The organism is Bartonella sp. AP280QHHD (assembly GCF_042196125.1).
Lineage (GTDB): Bacteria > Pseudomonadota > Alphaproteobacteria > Rhizobiales > Rhizobiaceae > Bartonella.
Genome location: NZ_JBHIPQ010000015.1, coordinates 147,102 through 167,266, shown reverse-complemented (window position 1 = coordinate 167,266; position 20,165 = coordinate 147,102). Strand labels below are relative to the sequence as shown.

Sequence of the window (20,165 nt, the reverse complement as noted above, 5' to 3'; positions counted from 1 at the left end):
ATAAATGTGCCACAGCATGAGGTGAAATAATCGAATAAACCCTTTATAAGAAAATTCATCTTAAAGGTAAAGACACCTTAGTTGAGGATCATTACAAGAGAGATCTCTTGTCGTTGAGCAAAAATAACGCTATAACAGAATGTAATCTCATAGCAAAATGGTTTATTCCATGCCGCGCTTTGTTTTAGGAGTGGTTGGAGAGACCTAAACATATAAAAAAGTTCCAGTGCTCTTGAGTGGGCGGTAACCTGCCTCATAGAAGAGGCGCAGAAGAGGATTTATAAAAATGGCAACGCAACTTTTGATGCCCAAAGCAACAGCTGTTTGGTTGGTTGATAATACAGCTCTTTCTTTTGATCAGATTGCAGAATTTTGTAAATTGCATGTCTTGGAAGTAAAAGCTATTGCCGATGGTGATGCGGCTTATGGTATTAAAGGTTTAGATCCGATTAGTTCTGGGCAATTGACGCGCAGTGAAATTGCACGGGTGGAGGCTGATCAAAACGCACGATTGAAAATTTCTCAATCGAGGGTGCATATTCCTGAAAAAAAACGTAAAGGGGCGCGCTATATCCCTCTTTCTCGACGCCAAGATCGTCCCAATGGTATCCTATGGTTGGTGACGAACCATCCCGAGTTGAAAGATGCACAAATTGCACGGTTGATTGGGACAACAAAAGCGACAATTGAACAAATCCGCCTTAGAACCCATTGGAATAGTGCAAATTTGGTTCCTCTTGATCCTGTAGGGCTTGGTTTGTGTTCGCAAATCGATTTAGATTTTGAGCTCCAGCGTGCGGCGAAAAATCGCCCTGTTGCTGCAGAAGAAGATAGGTCGTTGCTTCCCGCTTCTGTGACGGAAAACGCTGCTCTAGAGGAAAATGAGAGTGAAGAAAATCTGCATAAGACTTTTGATGCTGATAAAGTTTTTGCAAAGCTGAACGCGCTGCAAAAAAATCGTCAAGATCAAGATGATGCATAAAAAGCCATGACGCATAAGGGAAACATTTCTTATGGAAATGTTAGAGGAATGGCTGAGGAGAAGAAAAATTGGCAGAGACTTAAAAGTAAAAATGAGGACGAAAAAACAGAAAAAATTTCTTCTTCATTAGGAATTAACGGTTATTCTTAAAAATATTTTTAAGAATTGACCCTTCTTTACGAAATTCAAGGAGAAACGGACTATGCGCTCTACCAAAAAAACCATCTCTCATTCCTTAGCTATCCTCTTTCTTTTCTCACTATGCCTGGGTGGGTGTGGCAAAAAAAATGTTGGTGCACTTAACGGTATGAATGGCGCTTATATGAATGATGCTGGTTTGAATCAGGTGTCACCAGGCTCAGGACAAGAATTTACGGTTAATGTGGGTGATCGCGTGTTTTTTGGTCTCGATTCTTCTTCACTTGATGCTGATGCTGAACGTATTTTAACGCGCCAAGCAGAATGGTTGCTTCATTATCCTTATTATTCTATTATGATCGAAGGTCATGCTGATGAGAGGGGAACACGTGAATATAACTTGGCACTTGGACAGCGCCGTGCTGTTGCTGTGCGAAACTATTTGGTGTCTCTTGGTGTGTCCGCACAACGGATTCAAACAATTTCTTACGGAAAAGAAAGACCTGTAGCAGTATGTGATGATATTTCCTGTTGGAATCAAAATCGACGTGCTGTGACAACGTTGAGTGACATGAATAATCATTAAAAAGAAGATTGTTTGTTTCAACTATTCAATAAGCTCTTAAGGGGAAAAAAGAATGTATCGTAAAATCAATTGGAAAACACTCTTTTATATGGGGGTTTTCATAGCTTGTTCTACTTCACTTGTTCAAAGTGCGGCACGAAAGGCTTCCGAATATCCTGCACATGATACGGATAAAGTTGATGCAGTTGATAAGGCAACTGATGACGTGAAGAAAGCACCTGATGCAGCCGATAAAGCAGCATCTGATGTGGTGGAAAAAGCCACTGACGCTGTTAATAAGGCTGTTGATGCTGTGAAGGAAGCACCTGAAGCAGCTGATAAAGCAGCATCTAGCGCGGTGGAAAAAGCCACTGATGCAGTTGATAAGGCAACTGATGACGTGAAGAAAGCGCCTGAAGCAGCCGATAAAGCAGCATCTGATGCGGCGGAAAAAGCCACTGACGCTGTTAATAAGGCTGTTGATGCTGTGAAGGAAGCACCTGAAGCAGCTGATAAAGCAGCATCTAGCGCGGTGGAAAAAGCCACTGATGCAGTTGATAAGGCAACTGATGACGTGAAGAAAGCACCTGAAGCAGCCGATAAAGCACCATCTAGCGCGGTGGAAACAGCCACTGACGCTGTTAATAAGGCTGTTGATGCAGTGAAGAAAGCACCTGAAGCAGCTGATAAAGCAGCATCTAGCGCGGTGGAAAAAGCCACTGACGCTGTTAATAAGGCTGTTGATGCAGTGAAGAAAGCGCCTGAAGCAGCCGATAAAGCAGCATCTGATGCGGCGGAAAAAGCCACTGATGCTGTTGATAAGGCAACTGATGCTGTTAAAGAAGCGCCTGAAGCAGCCGATAAAGCAGCATCTGATGTGATAGAAAAAGCCACTGACGCTGTTAATAAGGCTGTTGATGCTGTGAAGGAAGCACCTGAAGCAGCTGATAAAGCAGCATCTGATGCAGCGGAAAAAGTGACTGATGCTGTGAAAGAAGCGCCTGAAGTAGCCGATAAAGCAGCATCTGATGTGATAGAAAAAGCCACTGACGCTGTTAATAAGGCTGTTGATGCTGTGAAGGAAGCACCTGAAGCAGCTGATAAAGCAGCATCTGATGCAGCGGAAAAAGTCACTGATGCTGTTAAAGAAGCGCCTGAAGTAGCCGATAAAGCAGCATCTGATGTGATAGAAAAAGCCACTGACGCTGTTGATAAGGCAACTGATGCAGTGAAGAAAGCACCTGAAGCAGCTGATAAAGCAGCATCTAGCGCGGTGGAAAAAGCCACTGACGCTGTTAATAAGGCTGTTGATGAAGTGAAGAAAGCACCTGAAGCAGCTGATAAAGCAGCATCTAGCGCGGTGGAAAAAGCCACTGACGTTGTTAATAAGGCTGTTGATGCTGTGAAGGAAGCACCTGAAGCAGCTGATAAAGCAGTATCTGATGCGGTGGAAAAAGCCACTGACGCCGTTAATAAGGCTGTTGATGCAGTGAAAGAAGCACCTGAAGCAGCTGATAAAGCAGCATCTGATGTGGTGGAAAAAGCTACTAGTGTTGCGGAGCACCAAGGGATTATTTTAGAGAATCAACAGGCTTTATTTAAAGATTATGATTTAGATAAGCTTTTGCATAAGATACGAATGGTGCTTGAGCATAACAGTTTAAAAAATGTTAACAAGCAGTTTCACGAGCTCTTTGATACAGAAGTCTCTTCTGTTTATTCTTGTTCTTTTGAAAAGTCTGCTGTAGATGAAAAATCTCAGACTGTAAAGGAAGAGATGGAGCAGGACCATAGTACAGGTGACCAGACAAAGGTTGCTGCTGTGGAAGCTAAGGTGGAGAGCCATGACCATGAAAACAGTCAACCTTTTAACAAAGCGCATGAAGTAAGTGCTCCAATTGAAGCACATCAGAGTGACAATCTTTCTTCTTCTAAAGCTTTGTATAAGGAAGGGTATGATTTTATTCGTTCTGCTAACTATGTTGATGCTGAAAAAAGCTTTTGCGCTTTTCAAAATCGTTACAAAAAAGATTCTTTGAGTGATGATGCTTTATTTTGGTTGGCCGAATCTTTGTTGGGGCAAAAACGCTATCATGAAGCAGCACAAGTTTATCTTACCGCATGGTATGCAGATAAAAAGAAGCTCTATACCTCTGAGATTTTGCTGAAATTAGCAAGAAGTATGGTCGCTCTTGAGCCAAATAAAGACGATTGTGCTCATTTTGTGAAAAAATCAAAACGTCAACAAACATTAGCATCTGTTTTTTGTAAACCTGCAAAATAAACAGCGAGGTCGTTTTCGGTGTGCGTTAGACTGGCAAGAAATCTCTTTAAAACATCGGATTTTATTCAATGTCAGAAGTTGATTCTTGCCGTCTCAGGGGGAAGCGATTCTTTGGCTTTGATGTTTTTGGTCAAAGAGCATTTGGAAACTCTCGCATTTCCTCCAGAAATGATTGTTGTCACGGTTGATCATCAATTGCGTAAAGAATCGATGCGTGAAGCAGAAACTGTTGCGAAAATTTGTCGTGTCCATGATATTCAACATATCACTGTGCGATGGGAAGGCGAAAAGCCAAAGACGCATATTGCTTCCAGCGCGCGTGTTGCACGCTATGATCTCTTGGTTAAAGAAGCACAAAAACAAGGCGCATCACTTATTATGACGGGGCATACACTCAATGATCAGGTTGAGACCTATCATATGCGGTATCAACGTCTCCAAAAGAATAGAGGTGCTTTATATAGTGAAGCTGTTGCTATGCGCAATGAGGTTTATGCCAGTGGTTTTGCTGGTGCTTTGCGCGGTGAAGCCGAGGGTATACGTGATGAGGATCATACCAGAAAAACGAGAAAAAATATTGCCGAAAAAAACTATGGTCCCCTTTATGAGCGCGGTTTATCCTGTATTCCGCGTGAGGCGTTGTTGCATAGAAAAGTGCGTTTGATTCGGCCACTCCTTGGTGTAAAACGCCAAACATTACGGAATTATTTACGCTTACAAGGACAAACATGGATTGATGATCCAACCAATGAAGATCGCAATTTTGAACGTGTGCGCGTGCGTCAATCTCTTTCTCCACAAAAATTGGCTTATATTGCTCAAAAAATAAATGAAGCCGCATTGCAGCGTCGTCAACAAGCCAAAAATATTGCTGATTTGATCTTAGCGCTGGATATTACTGTCCAACATGGGCGTTGTTTCATAGCAAAGCCTGCGCTGTTTTTACAGAAACATTCCAGTTTTCCTTTCGTGGTGGGGCTCTTTGCTGTGCTGATGGGAGGGGGATTTTATTTGCTCCCCAATCAGAAATTAAGCATGCTTGTTCAAAAACTCTGTCTCGATTCTCCAGAAAAGAAGCGTTTTACTTATGCGGGTTCTGTTATTGAATATAACAAGCACGGAATTTCTTTGTGGCGTGAAGGGCGAAATATGAAAGAGGCTATCGTTGAGCCAGATAAAACTTTTATATGGGATGGGCGCTATCATATCACAAATCATGGATATGAGGCTATAAAGGTTGGAGCCGCAAATTTAGAACAGCTGAAATTTTTATTAAAAAATAGCGATTTTGAGCTTGAAAAGCCTCATTTTCCCTCTTTACAATCGCTGCTGATGATCTCAAATCATAAAGGGTATGATATTCCAGAGTTGATTTCTCAAGCAGTTGTTCATAAACATGTTATCGTCAAGCGGATTATGGCACCTTTCGATTGGCTTTCCTCACGAGAAGATGCTGCCTTGGTGAATGTTGTGGAACCTTTTTTTAATATTGAGGTGAAAAGATAAAGGAAAATTACTCTAAAAGAAAATAAACAGCTTCTCATCCCTTGGCAAGGGGCTGACAAGGTTATATGTTAAGGGGAACTGTTTGAAATCTATATTTGATTAAGTGGGCTGAATATGAATTCCAATTACCGCTCTCTCCTTATTTGGGGAGTTATTGCCTTGATTTTGATTGTGTCGTTTTCTCTCTTTAATGGAGATAGCCAACGTTCTGGTGGTGGAGAAGTCTCCTATTCTGAATTTTTGCAAAAAATTGAGAATAATGAGTTGAAATCTGTGACCATTCAAGGTCAAAAATTAACAGGGAAAACCATTGAACATAGAGCTATTTCAACCTATGCTCCTCGCGATCCAGGTTTGATACAAAAGTTGGAAAGCAAAAACGTCAATGTTAAAGCTATTCCTGAAAGCTCTGGAAATAGCATTTTCCTCAATCTCCTCTTTTCCTTATTACCTGTTATTATTATCGTGGGGGCGTGGGTCTTTTTTATGCGGCAAATGCAAAATGGATCACGTGGTGCAATGGGATTTGGGAAATCGAAAGCAAGATTGCTTAATGAAGCGCAAGGACGTATTACCTTTAAAGATGTTGCTGGCGTTGAAGAAGCAAAGCAAGATCTTCAAGAAATTGTTGAATTTTTACGCGAACCACAAAAATTTCAACGCTTAGGGGGGCGTATCCCACGCGGTGTTTTGCTTGTTGGTCCTCCAGGAACCGGTAAAACTTTGCTAGCACGTTCTGTGGCAGGTGAAGCCAATGTGCCATTCTTTACCATTTCAGGGTCTGATTTTGTTGAAATGTTTGTTGGTGTTGGGGCAAGCCGTGTGCGCGATATGTTCGAACAGGCTAAAAAAAATGCACCTTGTATTATCTTTATCGATGAAATTGATGCTGTTGGACGCCATCGGGGGGCTGGTCTTGGCGGTGGAAACGATGAACGTGAACAGACCTTAAACCAGTTGCTTGTCGAAATGGATGGATTTGAGCCCAATGAAAGTATTATTCTTATTGCCGCAACAAACCGTCCTGATGTGCTTGATCCTGCTTTATTGAGACCAGGGCGTTTTGATCGGCAAGTTGTTGTGCCAAACCCTGATGTTTCTGGGCGTGAGCAAATCTTGAAAGTGCATGTGCGCAACGTGCCTTTAGCGCCTAACGTTGATTTGAAAATTTTGGCAAGGGGAACACCAGGATTTTCCGGTGCGGACCTGATGAATCTGGTCAATGAAGCTGCTCTTATGGCTGCGAGCCGTAATAAAAGAGTTGTCACGATGCAAGAATTCGAAGATGCCAAAGATAAGGTGATGATGGGGGCTGAACGTCGTTCAACCGCTATGACACAAGAGGAAAAAGAACTCACTGCTTATCACGAAGCAGGACATGCTATTGTGGCTCTTAATGTGCCGGTTGCTGATCCTGTCCACAAAGCAACAATCGTTCCAAGGGGAAGAGCATTGGGAATGGTGATGCAATTGCCTGAAGGCGATCGCTATTCTATGAGTTATCGGTGGATGATTTCTCGTTTGGCTATTATGATGGGTGGACGTGTGGCTGAAGAATTAAAGTTTGGAAAGGAAAATATCACCTCCGGTGCTTCTTCTGATATTGAGCAAGCAACGAAATTAGCACGTGCAATGATCACACGGTGGGGATTTTCTGATCTGCTTGGAAATGTAGCTTATGGCGATAACCAAGATGAAGTCTTTTTGGGTCATTCTGTTGCGCGAACACAAAATGTCTCTGAAGAAACAGCACGCATGATTGATATGGAAGTGCGTAAGCTTATTGATGATGCCTATAAAAATGCGACAAACATTTTGAAAACAAAAAGAAAAGAATGGTTTGCTTTGGCACAAGGTTTGTTGGAATATGAGACTTTAACGGGAGCTGAAATTAACGAAGTTATTGCAGGAAAGCCTCCTTCACGCACACAGAAAGATGAGGGTGCTGCGCCACGGGGGTCTTCTGTTCCAAAAACTGGAAAAATGAAGACAGAGACAACAGTGGTGGATGAAAAAAACGCTGAAGCAGTCTCTAAAACAGCGCCTCATAAAGTAGAGACCGATAAAGGCGAGGCAGACAAAGCAGAGGCAGCTGTTGGGAAAAAAACAGCAAAATCCAGTAATGTTGCGCTTAAGGAGGCTCAGTCTAAAGAAGTGCAATCGGATGAGACTGAGAAAAAAGCACAAAGCACAAAAGGTACTACAAAATCAGTCAACCGCTCTAAAAGTAATGCTGAAAAGAAGTCCAATACTGCGGGACATGATAAAGAAAAATAAGAATTATTTAATATCGCTTGAGTGACGATGTTTTAGGAAAACTTCTAATTTTTTTGAGAAAGGCGCAAGTTTTGTTTGCGCCTTTCTTGTAATATTTGCAAAAATATGGAAGCAAAAAATTAAGCAAAGCCGTTGTATTATGACGGCTTTAGCATGCTACAAGGCGAGGTGGACTGTTGCTTTTCTAATGTGGTAGGGTTGTGAGGTTAGGCGATAGATTTCCTTGCTGATTTTGTAGGGTATGAGGTTTGGTGCTGGGTTTCTTTACGGATTTAGCAAGTGTGTGAGATTATCCGTTGGTTGTATTAAAGGGGTGTATAGAGCATTTTGAGGAGATAATATTGCTTTTATGTGGAAGGGTGTAAACATAATTGCTTGAGAGTGGTTTAGATGTGTAGATGGTGAATAGGGGGCTTGATTGTTTAAATGCATGAAGGTTTAGATCAATGATCTGATTTTATACGGGGAGCGGGGGGACTATTGTACCAAGGGGGCTTGTTAGGGGTTTAAGGAAAAGCCAAGGGAAGAATTATATATTAAAGGAAAGAGGCATGGTGCAAAAATATTTTGGTACAGATGGAATTCGGGGGAAAGCCAATTCATTTCCTATGACACCCGATTTTGCCATGAAGGTGGGGATGGCTGTAGGGGTTTTATTTCGCTCACAACATCAATCTCATCGTGTGGTGATTGGCAAGGATACACGATTATCTGGTTATATGTTGGAAAACGCTTTGGTTTCAGGATTGACTGCTGCGGGGATGGAAGCTTTTTTATTGGGTCCAGTGCCAACCCCTGCTGTTGCAATGCTTTGCCGCTCTTTGCGAGCGGATCTTGGGGTGATGATTTCTGCTTCTCATAATCCGTTCTATGATAATGGAATTAAACTTTTTGGTCCTGATGGTTTTAAACTTTCAGATGATATGGAAGCCAAAATTGAACAATTGATCGATACAGATCTTTCAAAATCTTTAGCAAGTTCTGCCGAAATTGGTTATGCAAAACGGGTTGAGGGGGATATTTATCGTTATATTGAATATGCCAAACGAACTTTGCCGCGTGATGTTCGCTTAGATACTGTGCGTATTGTTGTGGATTGTGCCAATGGGGCTGCTTATAAAGCGGCTCCCCGTGCTTTATGGGAATTGGGGGCTGAGGTTTTTGCTATTCATGATGAACCCAATGGGACCAATATTAATCAAAAATGTGGATCAACCGATTTAAGCTCTTTAAAACGAAAAGTGCATGAAGTGCGTGCTGATGTGGGGATTGCTCTTGATGGAGATGGAGATCGTGTTCTCATTGTGGATGAAAAAGCACAAACGGTTGATGGAGATCAGTTGATTGCTGTAATTGCTGAAAATTGGCATAAAATGGGACGATTACGGTGCAATGGTGTTGTCACAACGATTATGTCAAATCTTGGACTAGAGCGTTTCTTGAATAGCAAAGGGTTGCACCTTGTAAGGACAAAAGTTGGAGATCGTTATGTTGTCGATGCCATGCGCCAAAAGGGATATAATGTTGGTGGTGAGGCTTCTGGCCATATCGTGCTTAGTGATTTTGGTACCACGGGTGATGGCTTGGTGGCTGCATTGCAGATTTTAGCTTGTATGAAGGAAAGTCAAAGCCCTATGAGCCAATTGTGTAAACGGTTTGAACCTGTACCGCAAATTTTAAAAAATGTAACGATTAAAAATAAAAATATCTTGAAAAAAAATCCCGTCAAAGCGGCCATTGATCAAGCAGAGAAGCGGTTGGGAAAAGAGGCACGGCTGGTGATCCGCGCTTCTGGAACGGAGCCGGTTATCCGCCTTATGGCTGAAGGCGATGCACGAGAAGTATTGGACACTGTCGTGACAGAGTTGATGGATATTATTATTCATCATGATGTACGCATGGGGACTGCACTTGAGGAATCTTGAATTTTTTGAGAAAATTATCAGATCATCTTTGAATAAAGGTCTGATTTTAATGCGGGATTTTGGCAATTACAAAAGGTATGATTATTAACTCTGTTAGTGATGTAATAACGGTAATGGATACTCTATCTACGAACAAATTAAATAAAAAAGGGAAAAGTCTAATTCTAATAACTACAATGCGTATAGATTTCTCTATAGTTCGTAAAATATGAAAAATATGCCTTTTTTTGATTTTCCTTTTTCTTTTACTTATTCGTAAACCGGTTATTAGTTTAACAGAGTTTGTAGGGGGTTATTAGTGTTATTCATTCTTTTTACTGGACATACAGCGGGTGCAGCGCCTCATGAACATCAAACAGCAATGGTCATTGTGGTTATATCATCTTGATGTTTCTAAGTGCCGCTGCCAATTGGGGATATGATACGCTCCTATTACGTTTAGCTCCTCCTAATTATGAACTTATACTTTTCCAATAATTAGTAGAATAATGAGAAAGAGATGAGAATGAGCAATTTTTTCACGACAGTTCTAATGTTTATAAAGTAAAAAAAGCCGTGTGATGTAAAAATAATGAACATTTTTTGTATCTTGGAAGGGTACACTCTATATTCATTTACAATTTTAAGATTTAAACATAAAAGGATTGAAGCCTTCTATAATACTGGTACGACTGAAGGGATTAGAACCGTCCATGCTCAAAAATTAAAGCGTATTCTAAGTGCTCTTGAAGGAGATGTATCGCCAAAAGATTTTGAGTTATCCGTCCTTTTGATTACATCTGCTAAAAGGTGATTTCAAGGATTATTAGTCAATTACTGTAAATGGAAATTGTCGCGTAATATTTCGCTTTGATAGCATAGATGTCGAAATGGTTGATTATCTGGATTGTCATCAAAAAGCAGGTCTAAACAATGATGAAGAATCCTTCACATCCCGGTGAATTATTGTGAGAAGATGTGATCAAAGAGCTTAGTTTATCCGTTAATGAAGCAGCAGAGTAGCTTGGTATATCTCGTGTAGCACTTTCTAGAGTTTTAAATGGAAAAGCCGCTATGAGTGCTAATCTTGCTATTAGGCTTGAAATGTCTGGTGTAAGCACAGCACGTGCTTGGCTTGCTATGCAAACAAATTATGATCTATCAAAAAAAAATCCTTAACAACAGTCCCATGATCAAGATTGCATAAAAGAGTTTCAAATGGCAGTTAAGTTTTTGCAACAGAAACGTATACAAGAGCTAAATCATGCGTATGAGCGTACAAGGTCAAAAGATGTAACGCGGGTAAGACAAGGAATAAAATCTTGTTTCTATAGTCTGTTTGGCTATAATAAATGTAAGCAAATGAGGGTTTTAATATGTTGAGTGAAGAGGAACTTAAGCTGCGTCGCCTCTATGCTGAAAATGCATTGGCAAGCCAACGTTTAGAGGGATTAGAGCCAGATCCGCTGGTTGTTGCACAAATGGAGCGTGTTATTATTGGAGAGCTTGAAACAAGTGATATCCTCAAAGATTATATGGAGAGGGTAAAACGTGGAGAAGTATAAGGGGAGCGGTGATTCTTATACTGATCCTGAAACTGGTGTGATGTATAATCGGCTTGGTATTAAAGACAAAGCCACACTGCAACGTGTAGAATCTACGATTTCTTATGTAAAATCTTTCGAATTTGTACATACTCCTATTGGTGGTAAGTTTGATCTGAATTACATGAAAGAGATTCATAGAAGACTGTTTGGTGACATATATGAATGGGCGGGACAAGTTCGTTTAGTGGATATTGCCAAAGGCAATAGTATGTTTGCTAGTTATAATCAGATTGAAAGTTATGCACCGAAGATTACGCAAAAGCTTGCAAAAGAACAGTATCTGCGTGGTCTTGGTGCTTATGACTTTAGCCAAAGGGCTGGATATTACATGGGCGAGTTGAATGCGTTGCATCCGTTTCGAGAGGGGAATGGGCGTACTCAGCGCGAATTTATGGTGCAACTTGCTCGTGAAGCTGGTTATCATATCAACTGGAAGGGTATTGAGCGACAAGAAATGACACGTGCGTCAATTGAAGCACATTTTGGTAATTCAGAATATCTATCTGCACTCATCTATAAGAACCTTATCAAGTTTACAGAAAATAAAAGGGATGATGTTTCTCAAGGTATTGGCAAAAATATTGCTTTTGGCGTTGATCTTAATAAAGAGTGCTTGGAACAACAAAAAGAGAAGATTGAAACTCCTTGGGATAGAGAAAAGACAAGTTTTGCTAAACGTCAAAAAGAAGAACTAGAACAATTACAAAATGATTTGAATGTTGTTGCAAAAGCAACAGAACGAGAGCCATACCTTGCTGCTTATACGGATAACTCTAATCTAGAACAGAAGGTGTTAAGCGCCCTTAGAAATAAAAAATCTTATGTTAATATGTTTAAGGAGTTAAACAGTCGTTTAGCATTTATTTATAGAGATCCACAAGAGGCTGCGTTTAGGATTGAGCAAACGATTTTAGCAGGTAAAGGCGATAAACTTCCTGATATTTTGGATAGGGCACCTGATAGAGCAGGCGAACTGCGTGGGTCAGATCGTTTTATCGATAAATTGAAGGCTACAGGAAAAGAACGAAAAGAAGCGCTTTATCATGTTCCTCTTGCTATTTCTTCTATTAAACTGCTTCAATCCTTTTATGAGAATTCTTATGAGACGCTGATGGTTAGTGTTACACGGGAGCGTGAACAGTTAAAAGTTGAGGTTCCGTCACTTTCACAAGAAGCAGTGACTTTTATGAAAAATGTTGAAGCTGGTTGTGATAGTTATTCAAAGATACCAGAGCAGGTTAATCAAGAGTTTTTAAAGCTACAAAGTGTTTTAGATAAACGTTTTGGACATGATGCCATTCATAAATATGGTTTTGATTTATCAAAAGCAATCCCCAAAGAACAGTCTTATAATAAAGAACGCATAAAAGAGTTTCAAATGGCAGTTAAGTTTTTGCAACAGAGACAACAGGAGAAAATCAACGCAATAGCGCGTGCAAGATCAATAGATATGATACGGTAAGGGCAAGGATAAAGCCTTATGCTGTATAAGCCCTATTAAGCCATACGGTAAAAGAGAGGTAATCAAAGGAGGTGTTTAATATGGGTGTGACAAAAGATGTTGTATGTGCCTGCATAGATAGGGCGTTAAAAAAAATCCGGTGAAATATTAGCAAGTTTAGGACTTACGGTGTCTGATTTCATCCGTATTGCTTTGACAAAAGTTGTTGATGAAAGAGGATTGCCGTTTGATATGTCTATTCTTCATGAGAAAACGCTTAAAACTTTCGAGAAAAGTAACAAGGGTTAAGAGAAGTAACAAGGGTTAAGAGAAGTAACAAGGGTTAAGAGAAGTAACAAGGGTTAAGAGAAGTGACAAGGGTAAAGAGATATAGCTGAAGATAGGTAAGATTTGTTTTGTCATTTGGATATTTGATATTTCTGATCATTCACTTCAAATTAGCTTTTCATTTACATCGTTATCGTTATGGGTGTTTCCGTATATTGAATGATGTATGCAAACCGTGATTGAAATGGCAGCTTATTGAACTTCTGTGAAAGAAGAAGGCATATCGCCTGAATAATTATTTGATATTGTTTCTTTTATTGCTACTCATTCAGATGCTGGTGGTCTTATGCAAGGTATGAGAGAAAGCCAAGGAAAGTTAGGTTTAAAAGCATAAGAGTAAAAGTGGGGGATATAAAGTTATACCCTTTTTTGGTGGTTAAAATATTCCGGTGTTGATCGAAGATATTTACAGTCAATCATCTTGAGGTAATTTGACAAAATCAGAGAGGAATGCGTTGAAGAAAATTTTTATATTGCGCCTTGATGAATATCGAAAAGAATAATAATGGATAAGGCAAGTAAAGAAGGATCTCGTATATTACAAGGTGCTCGTGAAGCTCTTGTCTGAAGCTAAAGGTGAAGCGGATACTAAATTTGGTATCTATATTCCTGCAAATGTTGATGTCAAAAAAAATCAGAAAAAATATAGGGTTATAGATATCATTTTCGGCACGTTTTGGTTTTCCTGTGGGGCGCATGCGTGATTGGGAATGGGGATGATATTTTTACTTCTTTTTACTTGTTGTTTTCGATTATTGACACTGAACTTGAAGCTATGGTGGTAATTTAGCACGCGATGATATCCGCGGCTTATAATCGTGTTTTTAAGAAAGCTCTATTGGTATAGTTTTTGCTTATAAAAAAGGGTGTGAGGGTGGCGTTTTTTTAAAAAGCATCACGGCGTTTGAAAGGGTCGTAATAGATTTCTGTTACACGAAATTTTCCTTCAAGGCGTTTACATTGGATGATGACATCAATCATCGAGATTAATAAGCCGCGGATATCATCGCGTGCTAAATTACCACCACCGTCACTTTCTTTGACTAAAAGGGTCATTTGTTCAAAGGCTGCAAGTGCTGTTGAGGCGTGGACGGTGGTAATGGAGCCGGGGTGACCAGAATTGACATTACGGATGTAGTAAAAGGCTGTACCATCACGCAGCTCTTGTAGAAGGATTCTGTCGGGGCGCATGCGTAATCCTGATTCAAGCAGTTCTTTTGCGCCTGCTTTTGCTAAGCCTTGGTTATCTTTTGAATAAAAGAGTTGGACTTTGTTGGCGTGCGGAACGACAAGTTCTGGTGTGTCTTCAATGGTGAGAATTCGTTCATAGTCAGGGATTTTTGCAATCAAAGCTTTGGAGAGGGTTGTTTTACCAGAACCGGTTTTTCCCGATATTAAGATATTTTGTTGTGTAATAACGGCTCTTTCTAAAAAGGTGCAAAAATCTTTCGCGATAAAGAGATCTGTTAGCTCTTTGTCTGTATCAGAGAGTTCGGATAACCGTTCTGTCATTTGTTGCGTGGGTGTGAAACTGGTGTTTTGGGCAACAGAAAAAAGATTGTTTTCATGTAAACTTTCAAGAGAAAAAGTGCGTGATGAAGGTTTACGAATGGTCATGCTAATGGTATTGGCTGCAACTGCTGGAGGCATAACAATTTGTATGCGTTCGTTGTTTGGCAGTGTTGCGGAGAGAACGGGGTTTTCTACACTGATTTTTTGTGTTGTGTAGGCAGCAACAACTTTTGCAATCCCTTCTAGTTCGCTGTAGGTTAGTTCTTTTAAGATGTGGGTTTGCCAACCATTGGGACCCTCAACGATTACTTCGCCAGGGCGATTGATAACAATTTCAAATAAATTGTCATCATTGAGGAAGTCATCTAAGATCTTTAATTTTGTTAAAACGATGGAGGCGCGTTCTGCATTTTTTGCTGATGGCATAATGTGACTTTATTGGCTTAATGAAAAAAGGAATAGCTGGGAGTAGAGCGGTTTCTTTTGCTCTTTACGACTAGTTTATAGACAGAGGAAAAATCGAGATCTTTTGCTACAAAGATGTTGACCAGTTCGCCTTGAAATTTTTCTAAGGTAGGAGGGATGTTGATTTGATTTTCAAGAGCAATACTGGCGGCATCTTTTCCAGTGTTGTTTGCGCCTTCAAAACCGCCGCCTCCAGAGTTGTTTGAACCTTCTTTATTGGAATTGCCTACTATTTTATTTGTTAAAACTGTTGTGGCACCATCAATAACGGTGAGTAAAAGGGAAGAGCCAAAGCGTTCCCACCAATGGGTGTTGATGTTGCCATCAAAACCGGCTCTTCCTAAACTGTCGGTTGCGGGTGAGGCAAGGTCGATGATGACACCGGTTGGGGTTTTTGCTCTTGTCCAGAGTACAAAGAGGCGAGATTGACCTTGTTTTATCCCTCCGCGGTATTCGCCAATCACTTGGGTTCCTTTATCAAGCAAAACAACGCGCCCATTGTCAGAGAGGATATCACGGTTGATGATGCAGCTTGCAAAGCCTGGTTGCTCACTGTTTAATGCGGTTTCTAAGATACAGGGAATAGAGGTTCCCATGGCGATGATAAAGTTTCTATTGCCGATGAGTTTTGCTTTTGCTTTTGTTTCTTCTGTTTTGGTAGGCTTTAAAAGGGTTGCAAAATTTTGTGTGTCTTGAAGGGCAGGAGAATTTTGCGCATTCGCGAGATTTTCAAGGGCATGGAATTTGTCAAAGGGGTTGAGAGTCGTGTTGACGATGTCTTTTAATTGAGATTTAGAGCCTTTGGCAAAAGCGAGAACAGGGGCACGTCTTGCGGCATCAAGTAGTGGGTCATCTTTTTTGGGTTCTTGTGCGAGTGGTTGTGGGGGTGGTAAGGTTATTGGCGCTATGTTTGCACGCGGGTCAGAGGGGGCGAGCTCTAAAGGAGCGAGGGAATTGTGAAAGTTTTGTGCTTGTTTTTTATGAGCTTTTGCGGTGTCTTTTTGTTCTGTGGGGGAGGATAAGATGTTCCAGAGCACATAGCCGCAGATTCCTATACAGGCTATTGCGACAACTATTTTTTTGCCAGCGGTTTTGGCGCTATTGTTTTTGCCATCCCCAATAGATCCGCGATCTTCGATGATTGGTTTATCACTCATGTGTTGTCCCCTTCAATTCCCGCTTATTTAAAGATCTGATGCAATTTTACGTTCAACAGATGGTGAGGTTGTTCCGGTATTTGGATTTGTGCCTTTTGGTTGATAGGCTTCGTTAAAGACGCATAGGACGTTTTTTCCCTGTCTTAGGGTGAAGCGTGCGCTAATGGCATGGACAATCACCATGTTGCCTCTCGTGGTTTTGGGAACCAGCGATTCTGTACCGTCATTGCTGACAATGTAAATGGCAGGGATTTCTTGGTTGTCTGGAAATGTAAATGTTGTTGTTTTGCCATTGTCATAAACGGAGGAGGGTTCGAGCACGCTTGATCCTTGAGCGGTGTAAGCCCAATTGCGTGGTCCGTAGGTTTCAGAAGCGTTGAAGACATTATCAATGCGCTGGGCTTGTTGTTTTTCTTGTCGCATAAGTGCTGCGAGTCTTCTTTGTTCTGCTTCTTCTTGTGGGTAGCGAAATTTCACAAGGAAATATGTTTCTTGTCCAGATGAAATTTCTCCATCTTTAATGATGAGTTCAAATTGATAAGAGCGCTTTGAGCCATCAAGCTTTGTGGTGACGACTTGGAGATTGGTAATGGGTTGGACTTCTCGCGCTTTGAGGAAAAGAATATTACCCGCTGGTGCAACTTCCCATGCAACGCTGTTGCCAATCGCTACATGAGCAATTTCTTCATTGGGAGAAAATTCTATTTGTACCGATGAGCGTATGGAGCCAATAATTTTTGTGACATTATAGGCATCATAGTTGATAAAGCGAATGCGGCTATCGCTTGGCGCACGAGTGGGAAAAATACTGGCATGGCTAGGCGTTAAAGAAAGGGTAATAGCGATGTTAAGAATGAAAAAAAGAATTTTTTTTGTCATGATCAGTTGACCACTTCCGGATCGGTTCTATATTCACTAACAATAAACCCTAGAGGATTTATCAAACGGTTTTGGACAGAGATAGGGGCATTGATATATTCAAAGGTAAGTGTTGCAACCCAGTGGGTGATGAATTCTTTGTTGTTGTCGTTGTCATGAATGGTTCTGTAGTAACGCACTTGGGCAACATCGTCATTGATAAAGGAGATTGATTTTATTGTTATTGTAACAGCGGCGTGTTTATAGAGAATTTGAGGACTTTGGGGATTTCTTGCTCCATACCAGCTGGCAAATCTTTCCTGTTCTTCAGAAGAAGAGAGGAGGGAGACGGTTTGGAAGTTGTGTTGTGTTTCTTCTGTGGTGAAGCCTTCACGGGAGCGGACATATTTTGCAGCAAAGTAGCGTGTGATTGCTTCGTCGACATTGGTGGGACCTTCTTTTAAGGCTTCCACAACTTCGGTGATGCCGGTTGAATTGTCGACGCGGATGACAAAAGGCTCCACGGTTTTAAGGGGTGTGAGGGTGATGACCGCGAGAGAAGACAGTATTGCAACAGCAACGGCGATGCCGGCAATGGCAAGCGAGACGCGGGTGGTGCGGCGTGAGGCGAGCATGCGATCTTGATCGAACGAGCGCGCTTCAGCAATGTATTGTTCTATGTCTTTTTCTTTCATGCTTTTTGCCCGCAATTTTTGTAAGATTTGATTTCTTCATCCGTTAATTTTTGTGCCAGAAGCATTTCCAGCTTCCCTTCTTTTAGGGGTGAGGGGGTGTTGTTACTGATGATAATGGGTGTGGGCGTGGGTTTTTTCCCTTCCCAATTCCACATTGATCTGTTGAGTGGACGTTTAGAATATCCATCACACTTTGGGAGTGACTTCAGTGTGTTTGGTGAAGACACACAGCCACTGAGAAAGAGAAATGGTAAGATAATCCCAATTTTTTTAAATTCCCGCATTTGAACTTAGACCTTTTTTAATAGTGATGCTAATTTTTTAACGCCCTTTGCTATCGTGTTGGCTGTTGCTTTAGCAGCTTTACCTGTTAGTTGAGCCGTTGTTTTAGCGACTGGTCCTGATCCTGTAAGAGAAGCCCCCCCAGAGGCTAAAGCTGATGCGATATCAGGGAGTCTGAGGAAAAGATGAATACCACCAATACCAACAACCAAGAACTGAATTAAAGTAGTGATGATATTGTCAACACCTCCTGAAAAAACTTTCATTGAAATCTTGACATATAAACCACCAAGCAGCACGACTAACACATATAAAATGATGAAGTTTGCAACTTGCCCTAACCATGCTTCTGTGAATTTTCTGGTTGAGGAAAACATATAGAGGCTTATGAAGAGTGGTCCTATTGATATGACAAGAAACAAACCCAATTTAGCAAATAATGAAACAACAAAACCGACTAGACAAAATAAGATAGCAGCAACTAGGCAGATAAAACCAGCAATCCATGTCGCAATAAACTTCCCCATTTGAGTCAGACCTGTGTACTGGTTTGCTGCGTCCAAAACCTGTGCTCCAGCTTTGTTTATCATATTGTCCCATACATTTCGATCCACATGTGCTCCTTGTGTGACATTTGCAATGGCATTTGGCAGATCATGGAAAAATATACCACTGACCCACTCATTATAAACATCGGCTTTTGTAGCAAGTGCAACAACGATGCCCAGTTTGAAAGTTGTCGCTATAAACTCCCATAAGGGCATGGAAGAGCGCCCATAGATGATATTGTAGCCCATAAATATAATATAGATTGTACAAGACAGCTTAAGCGGAGCACCTAAGCTTAATGAAAGATTGGAAATGGCGTTATTCATTGCGTCTGTAAGGGGATCCATCAACATATTATCTATCTTAGTAAAGATGCCTTTGCTTTCTACTGCCATTGAGATGCTCCGCTCTTCATTATGTCTTAATGGTTATTTTGTTGTTCTTCTGCCGCGCGCTCTTTTGCTCTTCGTTCTTCTTCAGCGCGTGTTTCCGCTCTTTGTTTTTCGAGTATTTTTTGAGTATTAGCTCTCATTTTTTCAATCCAAGCTTTTTGTTCAGCTTGAAACTTTTCATCTATTTTGCGATTTTCTTCTTCAATTTTACGGCTTCTTTCTGCTGCTTTTGCTTCATATTCTTTCTGAAGTTCTAAAAATGCTAACCGCATGTTTTCACAATTTTTTGAAGTTCCTGCAAATCCACATTTCGCATCCCACTCTAGGCGTAATTTTTCATCTTTTTTAAATTCTGCGACGCTATAGGTTTTTTCACAGCCAGCGGTGATGAGCCCTGTGCAAAGTAGCAATGTTGTTATGAGAACTTTATTCATAGATATTTCCCCTTCTTTCTTTCAGTTTTTGAGGTTTGAGCACAATCTTTAAATTATGCTTGTGTTATCGGTTTTTATAACCAGTGATGATAAATCTAGAGCACAAACATAATGTTGCCATAAATCTATTGTATAATCTGTAAGGTTCTTTAAGTTGAGCAGCTAAAGCGCAATAGCGATGTGTAATGGTGCTATCCATTATTTTTGTAAGGGGATCCATCAACATATTGTCTATCTTAGTGAATATGCCTTTGCTTTCTACTGCCATTGAGATGCTCCGCTCTTCATTATGTCTTAATGGTTATTTTGTTGTTCTTCTGCCGCGCGCTCTTTTGCTTCTTGTTCTTCTTCAGCACGTCGTTTTGCTCTTTGTTCTTCTAATTTTTTTTGAGTCTCTGCTCTCATTTTTTCAAGATCAGCTTTTTGTTTCGCCATAAATTCTTCATATCTTTTGCGATCGTTCTCTTCCGCTTGACGCTCTCTTTCTTCAGCTTTTGCTTCATACTCTTTCTGAAGTTCTAAAAATGCTAACCGCACGTTTTCACAATTTTTTGAAGTTCCTGCAAATCCACATCTAGCATCCCACTCGAAGCGTAAATTTTTATCTTTTTTAAATTCAGCGACGCTATAAGTTTTTTCACATCCAGCTGTGATGAGCCCTGTGCAAAGTAGCAATGTTGTTATGAGAACTTTATTCATCAATATTTCCCCTTCTTTCTTTCAGTTTTACAAGTTTTGAGCACAATCTTTAAATTCTGCTTGTGTTATC

Annotated in this window: 18 protein-coding genes and 1 pseudogene; 11 read left to right on the top strand and 8 right to left on the bottom strand. The window is 40.7% G+C overall.

What is annotated here, in order from left to right; all coding sequences use genetic code 11:
• The first annotated feature begins 286 nt into the window (after nucleotides 1-286).
• The 11 genes and pseudogenes from ACFIMK_RS01855 (at nucleotide 287) to ACFIMK_RS01805 (ending at nucleotide 13,756) form a co-directional block, all read left to right on the top strand.
• A complete protein-coding gene (locus tag ACFIMK_RS01855; RefSeq protein WP_375611764.1) occupies nucleotides 287-982 on the top strand; it encodes a DUF1013 domain-containing protein in 696 nt (231 codons plus the stop codon).
• A 202-nt stretch (nucleotides 983-1,184) separates the two neighbouring features.
• Nucleotides 1,185-1,706, top strand: coding sequence for a peptidoglycan-associated lipoprotein Pal (gene pal / locus ACFIMK_RS01850; RefSeq protein WP_375611765.1), 522 nt, complete (start codon nucleotides 1,185-1,187; stop codon nucleotides 1,704-1,706).
• A gap of 52 nt (nucleotides 1,707-1,758) precedes the next feature.
• Nucleotides 1,759-3,969 carry a tol-pal system protein gene (locus ACFIMK_RS01845; protein ID WP_375693510.1) on the top strand — a complete coding sequence of 737 codons (2,211 nt, stop codon included), beginning with the start codon at nucleotides 1,759-1,761 and terminating at the stop codon, nucleotides 3,967-3,969.
• Nucleotides 3,970-3,987: 18 nt separating this feature from the next.
• On the top strand, nucleotides 3,988-5,475 hold the full coding sequence (tilS, locus tag ACFIMK_RS01840; protein ID WP_375682905.1) for a tRNA lysidine(34) synthetase TilS: 1,488 nt from the start codon (nucleotides 3,988-3,990) through the stop codon (nucleotides 5,473-5,475).
• A gap of 114 nt (nucleotides 5,476-5,589) precedes the next feature.
• Nucleotides 5,590-7,752, top strand: coding sequence for an ATP-dependent zinc metalloprotease FtsH (gene ftsH, locus ACFIMK_RS01835; protein ID WP_375682904.1), 2,163 nt, complete (start codon nucleotides 5,590-5,592; stop codon nucleotides 7,750-7,752).
• 551 nt (nucleotides 7,753-8,303) lie between these two features.
• Nucleotides 8,304-9,677, top strand: coding sequence for a phosphoglucosamine mutase (glmM, locus tag ACFIMK_RS01830; RefSeq protein WP_375668265.1), 1,374 nt, complete (start codon nucleotides 8,304-8,306; stop codon nucleotides 9,675-9,677).
• Nucleotides 9,678-10,634: 957 nt separating this feature from the next.
• A pseudogene (locus tag ACFIMK_RS01825) lies at nucleotides 10,635-10,835 on the top strand (HigA family addiction module antitoxin).
• A 197-nt stretch (nucleotides 10,836-11,032) separates the two neighbouring features.
• Nucleotides 11,033-11,221: an antitoxin VbhA family protein gene (locus tag ACFIMK_RS01820; RefSeq protein WP_375638282.1), complete on the top strand. Its 189-nt coding sequence runs from the start codon at nucleotides 11,033-11,035 to the stop codon at nucleotides 11,219-11,221.
• Nucleotides 11,208-12,725: a type II toxin-antitoxin system protein adenylyltransferase VbhT gene (gene vbhT, locus ACFIMK_RS01815; RefSeq protein WP_375668264.1), complete on the top strand. Its 1,518-nt coding sequence runs from the start codon at nucleotides 11,208-11,210 to the stop codon at nucleotides 12,723-12,725. The genes ACFIMK_RS01820 and vbhT overlap by 14 nt, the downstream gene beginning before the upstream one ends.
• Nucleotides 12,726-12,893: 168 nt before the next feature.
• On the top strand, nucleotides 12,894-13,013 hold the full coding sequence (locus tag ACFIMK_RS01810) for a type II toxin-antitoxin system RelB/DinJ family antitoxin (protein WP_375674852.1): 120 nt from the start codon (nucleotides 12,894-12,896) through the stop codon (nucleotides 13,011-13,013).
• 599 nt (nucleotides 13,014-13,612) lie between these two features.
• Nucleotides 13,613-13,756, top strand: a complete 144-nt coding sequence (locus ACFIMK_RS01805; protein ID WP_375613217.1) for a hypothetical protein — start codon at nucleotides 13,613-13,615, stop codon at nucleotides 13,754-13,756.
• A 181-nt stretch (nucleotides 13,757-13,937) separates the two neighbouring features.
• Here ACFIMK_RS01805 and virB11 read toward each other — a convergent pair whose 3' ends face one another.
• The 8 genes from virB11 to ACFIMK_RS01765 form a co-directional block, all read right to left on the bottom strand.
• Nucleotides 13,938-14,990: a P-type DNA transfer ATPase VirB11 gene (gene virB11 / locus ACFIMK_RS01800; RefSeq protein WP_375622633.1), complete on the bottom strand. Its 1,053-nt coding sequence runs from the start codon at nucleotides 14,988-14,990 to the stop codon at nucleotides 13,938-13,940.
• Nucleotides 14,991-15,007: 17 nt separating this feature from the next.
• Nucleotides 15,008-16,186 carry a type IV secretion system protein VirB10 gene (gene virB10 / locus ACFIMK_RS01795; protein ID WP_375682903.1) on the bottom strand — a complete coding sequence of 393 codons (1,179 nt, stop codon included), beginning with the start codon at nucleotides 16,184-16,186 and terminating at the stop codon, nucleotides 15,008-15,010.
• A gap of 27 nt (nucleotides 16,187-16,213) precedes the next feature.
• Complete coding sequence (gene virB9, locus ACFIMK_RS01790; protein ID WP_375682902.1) at nucleotides 16,214-17,065, bottom strand: P-type conjugative transfer protein VirB9; 852 nt, start codon at nucleotides 17,063-17,065, stop codon at nucleotides 16,214-16,216.
• 2 nt (nucleotides 17,066-17,067) lie between these two features.
• Nucleotides 17,068-17,739, bottom strand: a complete 672-nt coding sequence (locus ACFIMK_RS01785; RefSeq protein WP_375613221.1) for a virB8 family protein — start codon at nucleotides 17,737-17,739, stop codon at nucleotides 17,068-17,070.
• Nucleotides 17,736-18,023 (bottom strand): type IV secretion protein VblB7, encoded by a 288-nt coding sequence (locus ACFIMK_RS01780; protein WP_375632018.1) that lies wholly within the window; start codon nucleotides 18,021-18,023, stop codon nucleotides 17,736-17,738. Before ACFIMK_RS01780 ends, ACFIMK_RS01785 begins: the two co-directional genes overlap by 4 nt.
• Before the next feature lie 6 nt (nucleotides 18,024-18,029).
• Nucleotides 18,030-18,965, bottom strand: coding sequence for a type IV secretion system protein (locus tag ACFIMK_RS01775; RefSeq protein ID WP_375682901.1), 936 nt, complete (start codon nucleotides 18,963-18,965; stop codon nucleotides 18,030-18,032).
• A gap of 26 nt (nucleotides 18,966-18,991) precedes the next feature.
• On the bottom strand, nucleotides 18,992-19,396 hold the full coding sequence (locus ACFIMK_RS01770) for an EexN family lipoprotein (protein ID WP_375641196.1): 405 nt from the start codon (nucleotides 19,394-19,396) through the stop codon (nucleotides 18,992-18,994).
• Nucleotides 19,397-19,690: 294 nt separating this feature from the next.
• Nucleotides 19,691-20,095 (bottom strand): EexN family lipoprotein, encoded by a 405-nt coding sequence (locus tag ACFIMK_RS01765; protein ID WP_375682900.1) that lies wholly within the window; start codon nucleotides 20,093-20,095, stop codon nucleotides 19,691-19,693.
• Nucleotides 20,096-20,165: the final 70 nt, after the last annotated feature.

What these genes read in the sequence shown, in the direction of transcription:
- ACFIMK_RS01855 (WP_375611764.1), top strand. Translation starts at nt 287, where the DNA reads ATGGCAACGCAACTTTTGATGCCCAAAGCAACAGCTGTTTGGTTGGTT.
- pal (WP_375611765.1), top strand. Translation starts at nt 1,185, where the DNA reads ATGCGCTCTACCAAAAAAACCATCTCTCATTCCTTAGCTATCCTCTTT.
- ACFIMK_RS01845 (WP_375693510.1), top strand. Translation starts at nt 1,759, where the DNA reads ATGTATCGTAAAATCAATTGGAAAACACTCTTTTATATGGGGGTTTTC.
- ftsH (WP_375682904.1), top strand. Translation starts at nt 5,590, where the DNA reads ATGAATTCCAATTACCGCTCTCTCCTTATTTGGGGAGTTATTGCCTTG.
- glmM (WP_375668265.1), top strand. Translation starts at nt 8,304, where the DNA reads ATGGTGCAAAAATATTTTGGTACAGATGGAATTCGGGGGAAAGCCAAT.
- ACFIMK_RS01820 (WP_375638282.1), top strand. Translation starts at nt 11,033, where the DNA reads ATGTTGAGTGAAGAGGAACTTAAGCTGCGTCGCCTCTATGCTGAAAAT.
- virB11 (WP_375622633.1), bottom strand. Translation starts at nt 14,990, where the DNA reads ATGCCATCAGCAAAAAATGCAGAACGCGCCTCCATCGTTTTAACAAAA.
- virB10 (WP_375682903.1), bottom strand. Translation starts at nt 16,186, where the DNA reads ATGAGTGATAAACCAATCATCGAAGATCGCGGATCTATTGGGGATGGC.
- virB9 (WP_375682902.1), bottom strand. Translation starts at nt 17,065, where the DNA reads ATGACAAAAAAAATTCTTTTTTTCATTCTTAACATCGCTATTACCCTT.
- ACFIMK_RS01785 (WP_375613221.1), bottom strand. Translation starts at nt 17,739, where the DNA reads ATGAAAGAAAAAGACATAGAACAATACATTGCTGAAGCGCGCTCGTTC.
- ACFIMK_RS01780 (WP_375632018.1), bottom strand. Translation starts at nt 18,023, where the DNA reads ATGCGGGAATTTAAAAAAATTGGGATTATCTTACCATTTCTCTTTCTC.
- ACFIMK_RS01775 (WP_375682901.1), bottom strand. Translation starts at nt 18,965, where the DNA reads ATGGCAGTAGAAAGCAAAGGCATCTTTACTAAGATAGATAATATGTTG.
- ACFIMK_RS01770 (WP_375641196.1), bottom strand. Translation starts at nt 19,396, where the DNA reads ATGAATAAAGTTCTCATAACAACATTGCTACTTTGCACAGGGCTCATC.
- ACFIMK_RS01765 (WP_375682900.1), bottom strand. Translation starts at nt 20,095, where the DNA reads ATGAATAAAGTTCTCATAACAACATTGCTACTTTGCACAGGGCTCATC.